This is a genomic window from Streptomyces sp. 2-1 (assembly GCF_048564895.1).
Taxonomy (GTDB): Bacteria; Actinomycetota; Actinomycetes; order Streptomycetales; family Streptomycetaceae; genus Streptomyces; species Streptomyces phaeochromogenes.
The window spans coordinates 9,943,651-9,960,118 of the sequence record NZ_CP183383.1; the positions used below are offsets into that span (position 1 = coordinate 9,943,651).

The 16,468-nt window shown below is 71.1% G+C and carries 15 protein-coding genes and 1 pseudogene; 8 read left to right on the top strand and 8 right to left on the bottom strand.

What is annotated here, in order from left to right; all coding sequences use genetic code 11:
• Positions 1 to 20: 20 nt before the first annotated feature.
• The gene (locus ACN20J_RS43435) at positions 21 to 686 is read left to right on the top strand and encodes an SDR family NAD(P)-dependent oxidoreductase (protein ID WP_419668141.1); all 666 of its coding nucleotides are present in this window, start codon (positions 21 to 23) and stop codon (positions 684 to 686) included.
• Between the two features lie 37 nt (positions 687 to 723).
• Here ACN20J_RS43435 and ACN20J_RS43440 read toward each other — a convergent pair whose 3' ends face one another.
• On the bottom strand, positions 724 to 1,116 hold the full coding sequence (locus ACN20J_RS43440; RefSeq protein WP_361885591.1) for a DUF2255 family protein: 393 nt from the start codon (positions 1,114 to 1,116) through the stop codon (positions 724 to 726).
• 355 nt (positions 1,117 to 1,471) lie between these two features.
• On the opposite strand from ACN20J_RS43440, the gene ACN20J_RS43445 reads away from it, so the two are divergent.
• Positions 1,472 to 3,259 carry an FAD-binding dehydrogenase gene (locus ACN20J_RS43445; protein ID WP_419668142.1) on the top strand — a complete coding sequence of 596 codons (1,788 nt, stop codon included), beginning with the start codon at positions 1,472 to 1,474 and terminating at the stop codon, positions 3,257 to 3,259.
• 69 nt (positions 3,260 to 3,328) lie between these two features.
• On the opposite strand, the gene ACN20J_RS43450 is transcribed toward ACN20J_RS43445, so the two are convergent.
• Entirely contained in the window at positions 3,329 to 3,544 is a 216-nt protein-coding gene (locus ACN20J_RS43450) for a tautomerase family protein (RefSeq protein WP_055616568.1), read from the bottom strand.
• Between the two features lie 87 nt (positions 3,545 to 3,631).
• Positions 3,632 to 4,378: an SDR family oxidoreductase gene (locus tag ACN20J_RS43455; RefSeq protein ID WP_189844236.1), complete on the bottom strand. Its 747-nt coding sequence runs from the start codon at positions 4,376 to 4,378 to the stop codon at positions 3,632 to 3,634.
• 193 nt (positions 4,379 to 4,571) lie between these two features.
• Here ACN20J_RS43455 and ACN20J_RS43460 point away from each other — a divergent pair, with 193 nt between their 5' ends.
• Both ACN20J_RS43460 and ACN20J_RS43465 read left to right on the top strand, forming a co-directional pair.
• The gene (locus ACN20J_RS43460; protein ID WP_189844235.1) at positions 4,572 to 5,432 is read left to right on the top strand and encodes a helix-turn-helix transcriptional regulator; all 861 of its coding nucleotides are present in this window, start codon (positions 4,572 to 4,574) and stop codon (positions 5,430 to 5,432) included.
• Positions 5,433 to 5,540: 108 nt separating this feature from the next.
• Positions 5,541 to 7,700: an ATP-binding protein gene (locus ACN20J_RS43465; RefSeq protein WP_419668143.1), complete on the top strand. Its 2,160-nt coding sequence runs from the start codon at positions 5,541 to 5,543 to the stop codon at positions 7,698 to 7,700.
• Positions 7,701 to 7,736: 36 nt separating this feature from the next.
• Here the strand turns inward: ACN20J_RS43465 and ACN20J_RS43470 are convergent, their stop codons facing one another.
• Together ACN20J_RS43470 and ACN20J_RS43475 are read right to left on the bottom strand one after the other, a co-directional pair.
• Positions 7,737 to 8,651, bottom strand: a complete 915-nt coding sequence (locus tag ACN20J_RS43470) for a squalene/phytoene synthase family protein (RefSeq protein WP_361914442.1) — start codon at positions 8,649 to 8,651, stop codon at positions 7,737 to 7,739.
• Between the two features lie 74 nt (positions 8,652 to 8,725).
• Positions 8,726 to 9,640: a lytic polysaccharide monooxygenase gene (locus tag ACN20J_RS43475; protein WP_419668144.1), complete on the bottom strand. Its 915-nt coding sequence runs from the start codon at positions 9,638 to 9,640 to the stop codon at positions 8,726 to 8,728.
• A 138-nt stretch (positions 9,641 to 9,778) separates the two neighbouring features.
• Here ACN20J_RS43475 and ACN20J_RS43480 point away from each other — a divergent pair, with 138 nt between their 5' ends.
• From ACN20J_RS43480 to ACN20J_RS43495, 4 genes and pseudogenes are all read left to right on the top strand, one after another.
• Positions 9,779 to 10,459 carry an ABC transporter permease gene (locus ACN20J_RS43480; protein ID WP_419668145.1) on the top strand — a complete coding sequence of 227 codons (681 nt, stop codon included), beginning with the start codon at positions 9,779 to 9,781 and terminating at the stop codon, positions 10,457 to 10,459.
• Positions 10,456 to 11,122, top strand: a pseudogene (locus ACN20J_RS43485) (ABC transporter permease). Before ACN20J_RS43480 ends, ACN20J_RS43485 begins: the two are co-directional and overlap by 4 nt.
• Positions 11,119 to 12,054, top strand: a complete 936-nt coding sequence (locus ACN20J_RS43490; RefSeq protein ID WP_419668146.1) for an ABC transporter substrate-binding protein — start codon at positions 11,119 to 11,121, stop codon at positions 12,052 to 12,054. Before ACN20J_RS43485 ends, ACN20J_RS43490 begins: the two are co-directional and overlap by 4 nt.
• Positions 12,055 to 12,132: 78 nt before the next feature.
• Complete coding sequence (locus ACN20J_RS43495; protein WP_419668147.1) at positions 12,133 to 13,044, top strand: hypothetical protein; 912 nt, start codon at positions 12,133 to 12,135, stop codon at positions 13,042 to 13,044.
• A 95-nt stretch (positions 13,045 to 13,139) separates the two neighbouring features.
• Here the strand turns inward: ACN20J_RS43495 and ACN20J_RS43500 are convergent, their stop codons facing one another.
• From ACN20J_RS43500 to ACN20J_RS43510, 3 genes are read right to left on the bottom strand one after another with little or no spacing between them, the layout of a single operon-like run.
• On the bottom strand, positions 13,140 to 14,294 hold the full coding sequence (locus ACN20J_RS43500; protein WP_419668148.1) for a betaine/proline/choline family ABC transporter ATP-binding protein: 1,155 nt from the start codon (positions 14,292 to 14,294) through the stop codon (positions 13,140 to 13,142).
• Positions 14,295 to 14,316: 22 nt separating this feature from the next.
• Positions 14,317 to 14,964: a LutC/YkgG family protein gene (locus tag ACN20J_RS43505; protein WP_419668149.1), complete on the bottom strand. Its 648-nt coding sequence runs from the start codon at positions 14,962 to 14,964 to the stop codon at positions 14,317 to 14,319.
• Entirely contained in the window at positions 14,961 to 16,427 is a 1,467-nt protein-coding gene (locus ACN20J_RS43510; RefSeq protein WP_189844261.1) for a LutB/LldF family L-lactate oxidation iron-sulfur protein, read from the bottom strand. Before ACN20J_RS43510 ends, ACN20J_RS43505 begins: the two co-directional genes overlap by 4 nt.
• Positions 16,428 to 16,468 lie beyond the last annotated feature (41 nt).

Consider the following 16,468-nt stretch of genomic DNA (forward strand, 5'->3'; position numbering starts at 1 on the left):
CCCGGAGATCGAGGAAGACCATGACCAGCATCGCCATCATCGGAGCCGGCCCCGGACTGGGAGCGGCCGTCGCGCGGCGCTTCGGGCGCGAAGGGTTCGGCGTCGCGCTCATCGCCCGCGACCACGAGCGGACGAACGCCCTCGCCGCCGAACTGGGCCGAGAGGGCGTCACGGCCCGGGGCTTCGCCGCCGACGTACGGGACCCGAAGGCCCTCGCCGCCGCCCTCGACGCGGCGAACGCGACGCTGGGGCCGGTCGAGGTCCTGCAGTACAGCCCTGTCCCGCACCGGGACTTCATGCTGCCGGTCCTGGACACCACCCACGCCGACCTCACCGGCCCGGTGGAGTTCTCCGTCTACGGGCCCGTCGTCGCCGTACAGCAGGTGCTCCCCGGTATGCGCGCCCTGGGCCGCGGCACGGTCCTCTTCGTCAACGGCGGCACCGCGGTCGTCCCCCACCCCGACCGCGCCGGTACGTCCATCGCCTTCGCCGCGGAGAGCGCGTACGGCCATCTGCTGCACGACGCGCTCGGCGGCGAGGGCATCCATGTCGCCCAGCTGATCGTCCCCGGCGCGATCATCGCCGGACACCACAGGAAGGACCCGGCCGTGCTCGCGGACACCTTGTGGGGGATCCACCAGGACCGGCACGGGTTCCGGCACTACGCCGACGACCTCGACTCCTGACCGACAGGTCGGCGACCCGGGCGGCGTACTCCGCGGCTCAGGCGGCGGACTCCGCCGGGCGGGGGACGAGCCGCATCGTGGTGGAGTTCGCCTCGGGGCCGGTGATGGCCTTGATGATGTTCGCGGCGTAGTGGCCGTACTTGGCGCGGTAGGCGGCGTCGACCTGGTCGTTGAGGGCGGGATCGGCGTCGACGAAGGTCACGTCCTTGTCCACGCCGCCGCCCTGGATACGGCCCTGCAGTCGGGCACGGGTGCCCCGGTACCAGGCGGCCGTCGGCCCGTTGACGGACCGTACGCAGAGGTCGTCGCCGACGCGGACGACCCAGATGGTCCGCCAGCTGCCCGGCGATCCGTCGCGCCGCAGGGAGACGACGCGCAGCTCCTCGGCGTGCTCGATCCGGGCGAGTTCGTCATTCGGCCAAGTCGTCATCGACGGTCTCCTTGTCGCCACCGGTGTGCCGCCTTCGGATCCAGACTTACCGCCGCGATCGGCACCGGCAACAGCACGGCGCTCAAGTGGCTGACGGTGTGCCGACGAGTGTCGCGGATGGTGAGGGTGATCGCGCGGGCGAGGCGCTGTTCGCCCTGGTCGTCGAGCGGGGCGGGCGCCCGCGGGCGGAGGGGGACGGCCGGGTGCGGCCAACGTCCCTGACTCCAGGGGGAGTTCACGCTGCACCGCTCTGGCGCGCGTGCGATCACTTGGGCTACCGTCGGTAACACCCTGCCGTCGCAGCGGCATCTTTGGCGTCTCCCGCCCCCTCCGCACCTCCTCCGGAAGGCACCCCATGGAGAATTCAGCAGCCACGGCTGCCATCACGCGCCGCCGTGCCCTGACGGTGGCGGGCGGCACGCTCGCCGGCGCCGCCCTGGCCCAGTCGGCCGGATCCGCCTTCGCCGCCTCGGCGTCGGACGCGGACGCGATCGTCGTCGGCGGAGGGCTCGCCGGGCTGGTCGCCACGGCGGAACTGGCCGCGGCGGGCCGCAAGGTACTGCTCCTGGACCAGGAACCGGAGTCGAACCTCGGCGGACAGGCGTTCTGGTCCTTCGGCGGTCTGTTCCTCGTCAACTCCGACGAGCAGAGACTCATGGGCATCAAGGACACCAAGGAGCTGGCCTGGCAGGACTGGCTGGGCACGGCCGGCTTCGACCGCGGCATCACCGACCCGAAGGGCCAGGACCACTGGGCCTACAAGTGGGCCGAGGCGTACGTGGACTTCGCCTCCGGTGAGAAGCGCTCCTGGCTCGCCGGCCTCGGGGTGCAGTGGTTCCCGATCGTCGGCTGGGCCGAGCGGGGCGGCGGTCTCGCGGACGGACACGGCAACTCCGTGCCTCGCTTCCACGTCACCTGGGGCACGGGACCGGCGGTCGTCGAGCCGTTCGAGAAGAAGGTGCGCGCCGCGGTCGAGGCCAACAAGGTGACCTTCAAGTTCCGGCACCGCGTCGACGCTCTCGTGACCACGGGCGGCGCCGTCACCGGCGTACGCGGCGCGATCCTGGAGCCGAGCAGCGCCGCCCGCGGCAAGCCCAGCTCCCGTACGGTCGTCGGCGAGTTCGAGCTGCGTGCCCCGGTCGTGATCGTCACCTCCGGCGGTATCGGCGCCAACCACGAACTCGTACGCCAGAACTGGCCGGCCCGGCTCGGAACCCCGCCGAAGACCATGATCACCGGCGTGCCCGCCCACGTGGACGGCCGCATGCTCGCGATCACCGAGAAGGCGGGCGGCCGGATCGTCAACCCGGACCGCATGTGGCACTACACCGAGGGCCTCAGGAACTACGACCCGATCTGGCCGGGCCACGGCATCCGCATCCTGCCAGGCCCGTCGTCCATGTGGTTCGACGCCACCGGCAAGCGCTTCAGCGCACCCGACATGCCCGGCTACGACACGCTCCACACGCTCAAGTCGATCACCGACACCGGGTACGACTACTCCTGGTTCGTGACCACCCAGAAGATCATCGCCAAGGAGTTCGCGCTCTCCGGCTCCGAGCAGAACCCGGACCTCACCGAGAAGAACATCTGGATGCTCCTCTCGCGCATCTGGCAGACCCCGGAGCCGATCGAGAAGTTCAAGAAGAACGGCGTGGACTTCGTCGTCGCCACGACACTGTCCGAACTCGTCCGCGGGATGAACAAGTTGACCGGGGACGGCCTGATCGACCTGAACGACCTCCAGCGGCAGATCGACGCCCGCGACCGGGAGATGGACAACCCCTACTCCAAGGACGCCCAGGTCATGGGCATCCGCAACGCCCTCTCCTACCCGGGGGACACCCTCAGCCGCACGGCCGCCGCCCACAAGATCATGGACAGCAGTGCCGGGCCGCTGATTGCCGTGCGCCTCAACATCCTCACCCGCAAGACCCTCGGCGGCCTCCAGACCGACCTCTCCGGCCGCGTCCTGAACGCGGCCGGAGAAGCAGTACCGGGTCTGTACGCGGCCGGAGAGGTGTCGGGATTCGGCGGAGGCGGCGTCCACGGATACCGCTCCCTGGAGGGCACGTTCCTCGGCGGCTGCCTGTTCTCCGGCCGCACGGCGGGACGGGCCGCGGCAGCGGCGACCGGTTCCTGAGACTCACCTCGACGCGGTGCCGATGTGGCGCCGAACGCGGTGCCGAGTGATGTGGTGCCGGCGCGGAGATCAGTCCCGCGCCGGCGCCTGGAGCTTCGCGAGCGTCAGTACCTCGCCGCCGATTCCCCATCCGCCGTCGGTGACCTCCTCGACCAGTACGAGGGTGGTGGCGCGGGCGCGTTCGCCGTAGATCTCGACGTAGAGCTCGGTGGTGCGGGTGATGATCTGCTCCTTCTGCTTCTCGGTGAGGGTGTCGGCGGGCACCTTGAAGTTCGCGAACGGCATGTTCGATCTCATTCCTGTGATTGCTAATGATTGCTAATGATTGCTGGTGATTGCTGACTGCTGTTGGTGGAGCCGGTGGGGCGGCCGTCAGACGATGCCGCCGTTGGCCCGGACGACCTGTCCGTTGATCCAGCGGCCGGCCGGGGAGACGAGGAACGCGACCGTCTCGGCGATGTCTGAAGGGGTGCCGAGGCGCTCCAGCGGAGGCTGCGCGGCCAGCCGGGCGATGGTCTCCTCGTCCTTGCCGTCGAGGAACAAATCGGTCGCGGTGGGACCGGGGGCGACGGCGTTCACCGTCACGTCCCGGCCGCGCAGCTCGCGGGCGAGGATCATCGTCAGCGCCTCCACCGCCCCCTTGCTCGCGCTGTAGGCCCCGTACGTGGGAAACGCGAGACCGACGACGGACGTGGAGAAGGTGATGATCGTGCCGCCCGGCCGGATCCGCCGGGCGGCCTGCTGGGCGACGACGAACGTGCCGCGGATGTTGGTGCGGTGCAGCGCGTCCAGCTCCGCCAGGTCCAGGTCGACGACGGCCGCCGTGTGGGCCCGGCCCGCCGCGTGGACGACCACGTCGACCCCGCCGTACGTGGACTCGGCCAGGTCGAACAGCGCGGACATGTCGTTCTCGTCGGCGACGTCCCCGCGTACGGCGATGGCCCGGCCGCCGGCCGCGGTGACCTCCTTGACCGCGGCTTCGGCGAGGTCCGCGTTGCCCGAGTAGCCGGCCACGACCGCGAACCCGTCGGACGCCAGGCGTGCCACGGCCCGGCGGCCGATTCCGCGTGAGCCACCGGTGACGACGGCGACGCGGGGGTGGGCATTCGGAATGGGCATGATGGCGATGGCTCCTTGCTGAGGTGCTGAGGTGCTGAGGTGCTGAGGTATCGGTGAGCGCTGTTCCGCGACCGTTTCTGCGGGGCGCCCCGAGACCCACCATCGGCGGCTCTTCCCGCGTTAACCAGGGCTGTCTCCACCCTGGGGTCGGCATCCCCTGGCTCCGGACACGTACGCGAGTGAGGATGGTGGGGTGACCTTTCCCGAACTGGCGGCATTCCTGAGGTCCCGGCGCGACCGTGTGAAGCCGGGTGATGTGGGGCTGCCGGTCGGCCCCCGCAGGCGCGTACCGGGACTGCGCCGCGAGGAGGTCGCCCAGCTGGCCGGCCTGTCGGCGGACTACTACACCGAACTGGAGCAGGGGCGCGGCGCCCAGCCCTCGGAGCAGACCCTGGCCGCTCTCGCCCGCGCTCTGCGACTGGCCGGCGACGAGCGCGACCACCTCTACCACCTCGCGGACCGGCGAGTACCCCCGGCCGCGCACGGCCCCGCCGCCCATGTCCAGCCGGCGCTCCTCCGTCTCCTCGACCAGCTCACCGGTACACCCGCGCAGGTCATCACCGACCTCCACGAGACGCTGGTCCAGAACGAGGCGGCGGCTGCGCTGATCGGCCGCCCTCCGGCCGTCCGCGGACCTGCGGCCAGCTTCGTCTACCGCTGGTTCACCGACCCCGCGGCCCGCTCCCTCTATCCGGCCCCGGACCATCCCCGCCAGTCCCGGGCCTTCGTGGCGGACCTGCAGGTGGTCGCCGCCCGACGGGGCCGCGACGCCGAGGTGACGCGAATGATCCGCGAACTACGCCTGCGCAGTACGGAGTTCACCGAGCTGTGGGACACCCACGACGTGGGCCTGCGCAGGAACGACCACAAACGCATCGTCCACCCCGGGCTCGGCGTCATCGAGGTCGAATGCCTCACCCTCTTCAGCGAGGACGGCCGCCAGCGCCTCCTCTGGTTCACGGCCCCGCCGGGCAGCCATGCCGCCGAGCAACTGCGGCTCCTGTCCGTCATCGGCACCCAGGACATGACGGAACCGGCCCCCCTCCGGCCGTGAACCAAACTCGTGGCGACGCGCGCCCCAACCCTTCAACTGCCTTGCGGCGAACGACGTAATGTGACCGGTCATGAAAGATTCGGTTCGGTTCATGAGGGGCTCAGGGGTATGGGGGACGGCGGCTCGTTAGGCGACCTCGTGGTCGCGGCGCGGGACCGGGCGTTCGTCGGGCGGGCGGCGGAACGGGCGATGTTCCGGTCCGCGTTGGCGGGGGACCCGCACGGTTCTCCGGTGCTGTACCTGCACGGGCCCGGCGGAATCGGCAAGTCCACGCTGCTCAGGCGGTTCGCACTCGAAGCGCGGGAGGCGGGACGGCTGGTCGTCGAGATCGACGGCCGTACGGTTCCGGCGACGCCCGACGACTTCGAGCGGGCCGCGGGAAAGGCGATCGGCGAGCCCGGATCGGTGCTCCTGGTCGATGCCTTCGAGCACTGCCAGGGCCTGGAGCACTGGTTGTGGGAACACTTCCTGCCGCGGCTGCCGCTGGGCACGCTCGCGGTGGTCGCCGGGCGCTCGGCCCCCGATCCGCGCTGGGTCGCCGACCCGGGATGGGCCGACCTGATGCACGTCGTACCGCTCCGGAACCTGGCCCGGGGCGACGCCGCCACCTTCCTGCGGGTACGCGGCGTCCCGGACGGGGCGCACCACGCGCTGCTGTCCTTCACCGGCGGCAATCCGCTGGCCCTGTCCCTGGCCGCGGCGGTCGTCGTGCGGCAGGACGCGGACGGTACGGCCAGGGCGGCCGACTGGGCACCCGGCCGGGACGTGATCGCGACACTGCTGCCCCGGCTCGTCGGCGATCCGCCGAGCCCCGCACACCGCACCGCGCTGGAGGTCTGCGCCCAGGCCGACGTCACCTCCGAGGCCCTCCTGCGGGCGATGATGGGCGAGCGCGCCCCTGAACTGTTCGCCTGGCTGCGCACCCAGCCCTTCATCGAATCCACCGCGGCAGGGCTCTTCCCGCACGACGTGGTGCGCGAGGTACTGGCAGCCGACCTGCGCTGGCGCGACCCGGACGGATTCGCCGCCCTGCGCCGACGGATGTACGAGTATCTGCTCGGCCGTGTCAGGGAGGCGTCCGCCGCGCAGATGCTCCCGGCGATGCAGGCGCTGGTGTACCTGCACCGGACCCTCGGCCATCTCGCGAAGGCCTTCGAGTGGGACTCCTACGGCCAGGTGCGGGAACTCCCCTGCACTCCCGCCGACGAGAAACGCGTGGTGGAACTGGTCCACGAGACGGAGGGCCCCGAGTCCGCCGCGCTCGCCCGGCTCTGGCTGGACCGGCAGCCGGAAGCGTTCGTCGTCTACCGGTCGACCAGTACCGATGACATCGTTGCCTTCTCCGCCTGGCTGCAACTCACCGAGCTGGAGGGCCAGGACGTCGATCCGGTGGTGGCCGCCGCCTGGGCCCATGTGCGTACGGCCGAGCCGCTGCGAGCGGGGGAGCGCGTGGCCGTAGCGCGTTTTCATGTGAACCCGCAGGCGTACCAGCGTCCTTCGGCCGCCATGAACCTGGTCCAGTGGCGTGTGATCGGGGAGATAGTCCGGTCCGACGATCTCGCGTGGTCGTTCGTCGTGATGCGGGACGACGGCTTCTGGGACGACTATCTCGAACGCAGCGACATGCTGCCGACCGACGCCAGACCCGTCGTCGGCGACCACGGATACCGGCTGTTCGCCCACGACTGGCGTACCCGGCCCGCCCTGGCCTGGATGGTGGAGAAGAACAAGGCCCTGCTGGCCGGTGCCGGGATCGATGTCGATACCGGCACCCATCTCGTCGACGCCACCTGTGAGTTGGCGCCTTCGGCCTCGCGCGGGACGCCGCGGGAAGGCACGGACCATGTCGTGCTGTCCCGGCGGGAGTTCGACACCGCGGTACGGGACGCCCTGCGCGCCCTGTGGTGGCCCAACGAGCTCGCGGCCAACCCCCTCAGCCGCAGCCGCCTCGTCGCGGCGCACGGCCAGAGCCTCCACGACGTCCTGCTGAGCGCCATCGACACCGTCCTGGCGGAGCGCGGCGGGGAGAAACGACACCGCGTCGTCACGACCACGTACAGCAAGGCCGCGCCCACCCAGGAAGCGGTGGCCAGACGACTCGGCATGTCCTTCAGCACCTATCGCCGCCACCTGACGGCCGCGGTGAAGCGCGTCAGCGATGTGCTGTGGAGCCATGAACTGAGCGGAGAACCGCTGGCGCCCGCCGCCCGCGACCAGACGCCGGACCAGCGCGACGGGCCGCCGCCCGACGCCCCGGGCCCGGGTTGACCGGGCACGGCCCGCGTCCGCTCGCCCCGGGCCGCCTCATCCAGTGGCGCGGACCGGATGCCGTGCCGGACGCCCGGCCAGCAGCCGAAGGCACGCCACCGGACGGTCCCGTACCGGACGGCGGGCGACCGAGGCGCCGCGGGCCGTCACCGATGCCAGTCGCTGGTGGTGCAGGTCGAGGATGAAACGCATCAGCCGCCGGTGCTCCTCGGAGCAGTGCTCCAGGAGCACGGTGGCCTCGTGGAGCGTGGTGCGCGCGGCCTCGACGGTGGCGGCGACCAGCGCGCGGACTCCGGGCAGGTCGCGGCCCTTCTCGAGGTCGGCGCGCGTGATGCCGTGCCGGTCGAGATCGCTGAGGGGCAGATACAGCCGCCCGCCGCGCAGGTCCTCCGACAGGTCGGTGAGGATGTCCGTGCGCTGCGCGGCGTCGGCGAACAGCCGGCAGGAGGCGGCGAACTCGGCGCTCCCGCCCCCGAGATGGGCCAGCCCCGACGTGATCATCAGGAACGGCCAGGTGAGCTGCTCCACATAGCGCTGGTAGTCGGCCTCGGTCTCGAACCCGCCGAAGTCGAGGTCGATCCGCGCGCCCTCCAGGTACGAGTCGACCCAGCGGCGCGGCAGTTCACGCTCCGCCGCGGTGTGCAGGAACGCCCGCAGCAGGGGATGCGTGGCGTCTCCCGTACTCAGTGCCGTACGCACCTGCTCGGCCCACGCGTCGTAGTGCCGTGTGCGTTCCTGGACCGTTCCCCGGTCGCAGACGTCGTCGGTGAACGCCGCGAACGCGTACCCGGCCAGCACATGGGGCTGATGGGAGGCGGGCACCAGCAGGCGCACCGCCAGATAGCCGGCCGGCTCGCGCCGCTGCATGAAACGCGCGACCTTCATGTAGTCGTCACGCAGAGCGCCCTGGTGCGCTCCTGCCGATTCCAGACAACTCCGCCAGGTCCGCACGTACGTCTCCCACGCGATGGTTCCTTTTTATAACTAAAGAACGCGCAGGCTATCAGTCACGGTTTCCGAGCTGCTCACCGGCGGCGGCGCAGGGTGAACGCAGCGCCCGCCGTGATCAGCAGTCCGGCCGCCCCTCCCGCGACGAGAGGCAGGGCCAGTGCCTGGCTGTCGTCGTCGGAGTCGGGCGAGGAGACTGCCTCGCCGGCCGCGTCGGTCACGGTGACCGACGGTTCCACGGGCGCACTGGTGGCCTCGGCCGAGGACTCCGCCGGTGTGGGAGTAGCCGCGGCCTTGGTGGGGGCGGCCTTCGTCGGTGTCGCCGCGGGCTTCTCCGTCGCGGACCCGCCTGCCCCGGCGCCCGCGTTCTCCTTCGCCGCGGGGAAGACCACGTCCGAGCAGGAGTAGTACGTGTCCGGCGTGCTCGTGTTCTGCCAGATCGTGTAGAGGAGATGGCGTCCGGTGCGGTCGGACGGCAGCTTGGCCTTGATCCGGTAGGCGCCGTTCACGAGCGCCGGGTCGGTCGCCGTGGCGAAGGGCTGCGACGGCAGGTCGGACCAGGTGAGGGGCTTCGTCGGGTCGTAGCCCTCCTTGGTCAGGAACAGCTTGAACGAACCCGTGTGCGGAATCGTCGACCGGTAGGTGAGCGTCATGTTCGCCCCGCCGGTCAGTCTGGTCGACGGCCAGTCTGCGCGGGCCAGGTCCAGGCCCCGGTAGGCGGCGATCCCTCCGCTGCACAGCTTGCCGTCGGGGACGACCTGGCGGTCCCGGCCGTTGACGCCCGCGAGACGCAGATTGTCGAAGGCCGCGATGCCGGAGGAGGCAGCCGCCCGGCACGCCGCCGACTGCGCCTGCTGCGCTCCGGGGGAGCAGGCCACCACCCGGCTCACGGGGTCCGTCGGCGCACCGTGCGCGGCGGCGGGCCCGGCGGCCCACACCGCGAGCAGGAGCGGTGCCGTCCCGAGGAGGGCGGCGGTGCGGTGTGCGGTCATGGGTCGGGTCCTCCTAGCACGGCAGACGGGTCGGGCCCGCTGCCCCTGAAGTACGCGGATCACACGAAGCCCGTTCAACGCCCCCCGTACGGGGGATCAATACGCGCCACCCGGCGCCCTCCCGGCTGGAATGGACCCGTGACCGCGCCCCCGGACGACTGCCTCGCGCGCAACGAGTGGATCTGCGGCGAATACCTCACCACCCGCCGCCACATCCTCCTCGACGCGGTCGGCCAGCACCTCCAACTGACGGCGCTCTCCGTCCTCATCGGGCTTGCCCTCGCTGTACCGCTGGCCGTGCTGGCGCGCCGCTGGGGCTGGGCGGCGGGCCCGGTGCTCGCCCTGACGACGATCCTCTACACGATCCCCTCGCTCGCCATGTTCTCGCTGCTCCTGCCGGTCTACGGACTGTCGGCGGCCCTCGTCGTCGCCGGTCTCGTCCTGTACTCGCTGACCCTGCTCGTACGGAACATCCTGGCCGGACTGCGCGCCGTGCCCGAGGAGACCCGGCAGGCGGCCCGCGGCATGGGATACGGACCCATCCGGCTGCTGCTCACCGTGGAACTGCCGCTCGCCCTGCCCGCCGCCATGGCCGGGCTGCGGATCGCCACCGTCTCGGCGGTGTCGCTGGCCACGGTCGGCGCGATCGTCGGCTACGGAGGGCTCGGCAACCTCATCTACTCGGGCATGAACACCTTCTTCAAGGCGCAGGTCCTCACCGCGTCCGTGCTGTGCGTCGTCATCGCCGTCGCCGCCGATCTGCTGCTGCTCGGTGTGCAGTGGCTGATCACCCCGTGGACCCGGGCGGCCAGGGCGTGAACACACTGGCCGACGCCTGGGACTGGCTCACCGACTCCGCGAACTGGGCGGGCGACGCCGGCGTCTGGCACCGGCTCGCCCAGCACCTCGTGCTGACCGTGGTCTGCCTCGTCATCAGCTGTCTGATCGCGCTGCCGGTCGCCCTCGTCCTCGGCCACCTCGGCAAGGGCGGCGCACTCGCCGTCAACATCTCCAACGTCGGCCGCGCGATCCCCACCTTCGCCGTCCTGGTCCTGCTGCTCCTCACCCCCATCGGCAAGTGGGGCGAGGGCCCGACGGTCGTCGCGCTCGTCCTGTTCGCCGTGCCACCGCTCCTCACCAACGCGTACGTCGGAATGCGCGAGGTCGACCGTGACGTCGTGCGGGCCTCGCGCGGGATGGGGGATGACCGGGCGGCAGATGCTGTGGCAGGTCGAGGTGCCGCTCGCGATGCCGATGATCCTCAACGGGGTGCGCATCGCGGCCGTCCAGCTCGTCGCCACCGCCACGATCGCCGCGCTCGCGGGCGGCGGCGGCCTCGGACGGATCATCACCGCCGGGTTCAACCTCGCGAGTACGCCCCAGGTCGTCGCCGGAGCCGTCCTCGTGGCCGTCTTCGCGCTGCTCGTCGAAGGGGTCTTCGAGGTGGCCGAGCGACTGGGACCCAAGAGGGGCGCCCGATGAGACGGCGTGCAGCCCTCGCGGGCCTGCTCCTGCTGACCGGCTGCGCCTCCGGTCCGTCGCTGGAGACTCAGGGCGAGGTCACCGAGCCGCCCGGCGACAGCAAGCATCTGACCATCGGCTCGGCCGGCTTCACCGAGAGCGATCTGCTCGCCACCATGTACGGGCTGCTGCTGAACGAGGCCGGCTACAAGACGTCGACGCTCACCGTCACCAACCGCGAACTGTACGAACCCGCCCTGGAGTCGGGGCAGATCGACGTCGTCGCCGAGTACGCGGCGACCTTCGCCGACTGGCTCAACGCCAAGACCAACGGCGCGGACGCCCCGGCCGTCGGCTCACCCGACCTGAAGGCCACGATGACCGCGCTGCGCAAGCTCGCCACCCCGCGCGGACTCACCGTCCTCGATCCCGGCCGGGCGGTCGACCAGAACGCCTTCGCCGTGACCGGAGAGTACGCCCGGCAGCACGACCTCAAGACCCTGAGCGACCTCGGCAGGTCCGGCCTTGAGGTGCGGCTCGCGGCGGGCGACGAGTGCGTACAACGCCCTTACTGCCAACCGGGGTTGAAGAAGACGTACGGCATCGACATCACCGGAGTGGACCCGAAGGGCGTCGGTACTACGCAGGCGAAACGGGCCGTGCAGAACGGCCAGGACCAGATGGTGCTCACCACCACGACGGACGCGACGCTCGACGAGTTCGGACTCGTCCTGCTCGCGGACGACAAGCATCTGCAGAACGCCGACTACATCGTGCCCGTCGTGAACCGCTCCCGAGCGGGCAGCAGGGGCGTGACCGGGGCGCTGGACAGGCTCAACGACGTACTCACGACCGCCGATCTGGCGTCCATGAACCAGCAGGTCGACAGCTGGCGACGGCTGCCGGAGGACGTGGGGCGTACGTACCTGGAGGACAAGGGCCTCCTCAAGTGACAGGTCTGTGACGTCGGTGACCGTACTGGAGCGGTGGCTCGGGTTCCCGCGCCGGGCGCCCGTCGGTACAGGTACTTCATGGGGGACAAAAACGGGGGAAGCCGCCGGGAGTGGCGGGAGAGAGTGTGGGAGACGATCGAGGGGGCGGGCACCGACCTCGATCCGCAGGGGCTGATGGACCTGGTGGAGCCCGAACTGCGGGACGCGTACGTGCAGTTCGGCCGGTCGTTTCCCGAGGAGCAGCTGCAGCTGCAGTCGCTCCACGGCGAAGCGCAGCGCGCCTTCGAGGAGAAGACCAGGCAGTCGCTGCGCACCACGGTTCAGAGAGTGCTGAGGAACGTCCTGCGTGACCAGCGGCTGGCGGATCCGGAGCCCGATAAGCATCTGGCCGCCTATCTGGGACGGGAGATCCTGCGCATCCGGGTCCGCCTCGACCAGGACGGCGAACTGGCCGTCAACCGCGGTCTCAACAGCGGGTTCGCGCTGGGGATGGTCCTGCTGGTCGTGCCGTTGCTGGTGGGCGAGAAGCTGCTCGGCCTCTGCGACGTCTCGCTGAAGTGCACCGACCGATGGAGCCTGCTGGGCGCGCTCGTGTGCGGGGGAGCGGGCGCGTTCGGGGCCGTACTCAGTGTCCTGACCCGGCTGCGCAACAGCGGCGACCAGCTGATGCGCCGACCGGCCAACGGGTCGAGGGAAGTGGTCCCGCCCGGCCAGCAGGCCCGCGCCATGCGGCGCGGCGGGGTCCATCGGGTCTTCCTCGGCTGGCTGCTCGCGATCGCCGTCTACCTGTTGCTCGGCAGCGGTCTCGTCACCGTGATCGAGATACCGGCCGGCATCACCGACGTCTGCGCCTCGGAGGGCCGCGCGGACTCGGCGGGCACCGCCTTCTGGGGGTTCTGGGGCGCGGTCGGCTTCCTGGCCGGGTTCAACGAGCGCTGGGCGTACGGACTGGTCGGGCGGGGGGCCACCTCGCGCAAGGGCAGCGGCTAGGCGCGGGCTCAAGAGGAGCGGCTAGTCGTCCGCCCAAGGGCAGCGGCTAGGGGTCAGCCCAAGGGCAGGGGGCAGGCGCCCGTCCAAGGGCAGAGCTAGGCGTCCGCCACCGAGTCGAACTCCACCTGGTCCCGCGCCACGCCCAGGGCGTCCGCGTCCACCGACCGCCGTAGCGCCTCGTGCAGCTTCGCGGGGGTCAGTACGCCGAGGAACCGCGCGCCCTCCAGCACGGCCACCCACCCGGCGTCGTGCTGGAGCATCACACCGAAGGCCTGTTTCAGCGGGGCGCCCACCGGCACCCAGGAGTTCATGTGGTGGGCGAGGTCGCCGACCGTGCCGCCCGCGGCGAGCTCGTCGACGCCGACCCAGCCGTGCAGCTCGTCGCCGGAGTCCAGGACGACGGCCCAGCGGGCGCCCTCCGCGTTAAGCCGGGCGGCGGCCCGCTCGGCCGGCTCGTCGAGGCGCGCGACCGGCGGCTGCTCCAGGTCGTCGGGCTCGATCTCGGTCACCGACAGCCGCTTCAGACCCCGGTCGGCGCCCACGAACTCGGCCACGTACGGAGTCGCCGGAGTGCCCAGCACCGCCCCGGGCGTGTCGAACTGCTCGATGCGACCCTGCCCGTACACCGCGATGCGGTCGCCGAGCCGGACGGCCTCCTCGATGTCGTGCGTGACCAGCAGCACCGTCTTGCGCACGGCGGCTTGCATCCGCAGGAACTCGTCCTGCAACTGCTCCCGCACCACGGGGTCGACCGCGCCGAACGGCTCGTCCATCAGCAACACGGGCGGGTCGGCGGCGAGGGCCCGCGCCACGCCGACACGCTGGCGCTGACCGCCCGACAGCTGGTCCGGATAGCGCGAGCCGAACGTCTTCGGGTCCAGACCGACCAGGTCGAGCAGCTCGGCGGCCCGCGCCCGGGCCTTCGCCTTCTTCCAGCCCACGAGCGTCGGCACGGTCGCCGTGTTGTCGAGGACCGTGCGGTGCGGGAAGAGGCCCACCTGCTGGATGACGTACCCGATCCGGCGCCTGAGCTTCACGGGGTCCACCGCGGCGATGTCCTCGCCGTCCACGAGGATCCGGCCGGACGTCGGCTCGATGAGGCGGTTCACCATCATCATGGTCGTCGTCTTGCCGCAGCCGGACGGGCCCACGAGCGTGACGAGTTCGCCCTCGGACACCTCGAACGAGAGGCCGTCCACGGCCGTCGTGCCGTCCGGGTAGCGCTTGGTGACCTGTTCGAACCGGATCATGACTTCACGCTAACCGCGTCCGTCACTCTCCGCTCACCAGCACCACCTCAAGGGTGCGCGGACCGTGCACCCCCTCGACCCGGTCGAGCTCGATGTCACTCGTGGCGGAGGGACCCGAGATCCAGGTCAGCGGGCGGGCCGGGTCGAGGCGTTCCAGACCCTGGGGCACGGAGGACACGACCTGGTCCGGGACGCGTACGACACAGATGTGGTGGTCCGGGACCAGGGTGATCCGGCGGCGGCCCTGGTCCAGGCCGCCGTCCAGGACGATCGTGCCGGTCTCGGCGATGGCGACCGCGCACGCGGTGACGACGCTGTCGACGCGGTCCAGTTCGGCCGGGGTGCTGTCGAGCCGGTCCGGAACCCGCGTCACGTCGGTGGCCGCGAGCCACTCCGGGTCCAGGCCCGTCGGTACGACGACCGACGTCGAACCCCGCTCGGCCAGCAGCCGGGCGATCGTCGCCGCCAGCTCATCGGCCGCGCAGCGGTGCACCTGCGCCCGGTAGTCCGCCAGGTTCTCCGCCAGCAGATCCACCGTCTGCTCGACACTCCGGTTCCCGTGCTCGCGCAGATACCCGCGCTCGAAGGCCTGGTCGTACGGCGTGTCGTGCCGTGGCACGTCCGCCAGCGCGCGCCGCACCCGGGCCAGGATCAGATCCCTGCTGCTCACTTCGTGCCCCCTCCGTCCTTGTTCCCGCCGTGCGTCCGCTGCCACCAGTCGCGGAACGGCTCCGCCGGAACCGTAGGCAGCGCCCGTGTCTCGCTCCACGCCTTGCCGGGACCGGGCAGCGTCCGCGGATGGAAGCGGCGGGTCCGGGACGCGAACCGCTGGCCGGTGCGCAGCGCGCCCGGGTGACCGAAGGCCCACCGCGCCGCGCGCATGGCCGCCCGCTCGGCGGCGTGCCCCTTCGCGGGCTTGAGTACGACCTTGGCGCCGTCCCGGGTCACGACACCGCCCTCGACGACCCGCTCCCGCAGATGCACCAGCACCTCCGGGATGTCGATGGCCACCGGACAGACGTCGTAGCAGGCACCGCACAGCGAGGAGGCGTACGGCAGTGAGGCGTCGATTTCGCTCTGCGTGCCCCGGAGTTGGGGGCTGAGGATCGCGCCGATCGGGCCCGGGTAGACCGAGCCGTACGCGTGGCCGCCCGCCCGCTCGTACACCGGGCAGACGTTGAGGCACGCCGAGCAGCGGATGCAGCGCAGGGCCTGGCGGCCGACCTCGTCGGCGAGCGTGTCGGTGCGGCCGTTGTCGATGAGGACCAGATGGAAGGTCTGAGGACCGTCCTCGTCCGTCGTGCCCGTCCAGGTGGAGGTGTACGGGTTCATGCGCTCGGCCGTGGAGGAGCGGGGGAGCGTCTGGAGGAAGACCTCCAGGTCCTGCCAGGTCGGCACGATCTTCTCGATGCCGACGACCGAGATCAGCGTCTCGGGGAGGGTCAGGCACATCCGGCCGTTGCCCTCGGACTCCACGACGACCAGCGTGCCGGTCTCGGCGACCATGAAGTTGGCGCCGGAGACACCGACCTTGGCGCGCAGGAACTTCTCGCGCAGGTGCACGCGCGCGGCCTCGGCCAGTTCGGCGGGCGTGTCGGTCAGGCCCTCCGGCGCCGGGCGGCCCCACTCGCTCATCTCGCGCGCGAAGATGTCACGGATCTCGCCGCGGTTGCGGTGGATGGCCGGCACGAGGATGTGGGAGGGCCGGTCCTTGCCCAACTGCACGATGAGTTCGGCGAGATCGGTCTCGTAGGCGTTGATGCCCTCGGCTTCGAGAGCCTCGTTGAGGCCGATCTCCTGCGTGGCCATCGACTTGACCTTGACGACCTCGCTCTCGCCGGTCGCCTTGACGAGGTACGTGACGATCCGGTTGGCCTCGTCCGCGTCGGCGGCCCAGTGCACGGTGCCGCCGGCCGCCGTGACCGACTCCTCCAACTGCACCAGATACCGGTCGAGATGACGGAGTGTGTGGTCCTTGATCTGCTTGCCGGCCTCGCGCAGCTCGGCCCAGTCGGAGACCTCCGCGACCGCGTTCGCGCGCTTGGCGCGGATGGTGTGGGTGGCGTGGCGCAGATTGCCGCGCAGGGTCTGGTTGTGGACGGCCTCGTGCGCGGCCTTCGGGAAGGACGGCATCCCGACGAAAGTCCCACCGCTCATGCGGTCGGCTCCTCTCC

What these genes read in the sequence shown, in the direction of transcription:
- ACN20J_RS43435 (WP_419668141.1), top strand. Translation starts at nt 21, where the DNA reads ATGACCAGCATCGCCATCATCGGAGCCGGCCCCGGACTGGGAGCGGCC.
- ACN20J_RS43440 (WP_361885591.1), bottom strand. Translation starts at nt 1,116, where the DNA reads ATGACGACTTGGCCGAATGACGAACTCGCCCGGATCGAGCACGCCGAG.
- ACN20J_RS43445 (WP_419668142.1), top strand. Translation starts at nt 1,472, where the DNA reads ATGGAGAATTCAGCAGCCACGGCTGCCATCACGCGCCGCCGTGCCCTG.
- ACN20J_RS43450 (WP_055616568.1), bottom strand. Translation starts at nt 3,544, where the DNA reads ATGCCGTTCGCGAACTTCAAGGTGCCCGCCGACACCCTCACCGAGAAG.
- ACN20J_RS43455 (WP_189844236.1), bottom strand. Translation starts at nt 4,378, where the DNA reads ATGCCCATTCCGAATGCCCACCCCCGCGTCGCCGTCGTCACCGGTGGC.
- ACN20J_RS43465 (WP_419668143.1), top strand. Translation starts at nt 5,541, where the DNA reads ATGGGGGACGGCGGCTCGTTAGGCGACCTCGTGGTCGCGGCGCGGGAC.
- ACN20J_RS43475 (WP_419668144.1), bottom strand. Translation starts at nt 9,640, where the DNA reads ATGACCGCACACCGCACCGCCGCCCTCCTCGGGACGGCACCGCTCCTG.
- ACN20J_RS43490 (WP_419668146.1), top strand. Translation starts at nt 11,119, where the DNA reads ATGAGACGGCGTGCAGCCCTCGCGGGCCTGCTCCTGCTGACCGGCTGC.
- ACN20J_RS43495 (WP_419668147.1), top strand. Translation starts at nt 12,133, where the DNA reads ATGGGGGACAAAAACGGGGGAAGCCGCCGGGAGTGGCGGGAGAGAGTG.
- ACN20J_RS43500 (WP_419668148.1), bottom strand. Translation starts at nt 14,294, where the DNA reads ATGATCCGGTTCGAACAGGTCACCAAGCGCTACCCGGACGGCACGACG.
- ACN20J_RS43510 (WP_189844261.1), bottom strand. Translation starts at nt 16,427, where the DNA reads ATGCCGTCCTTCCCGAAGGCCGCGCACGAGGCCGTCCACAACCAGACC.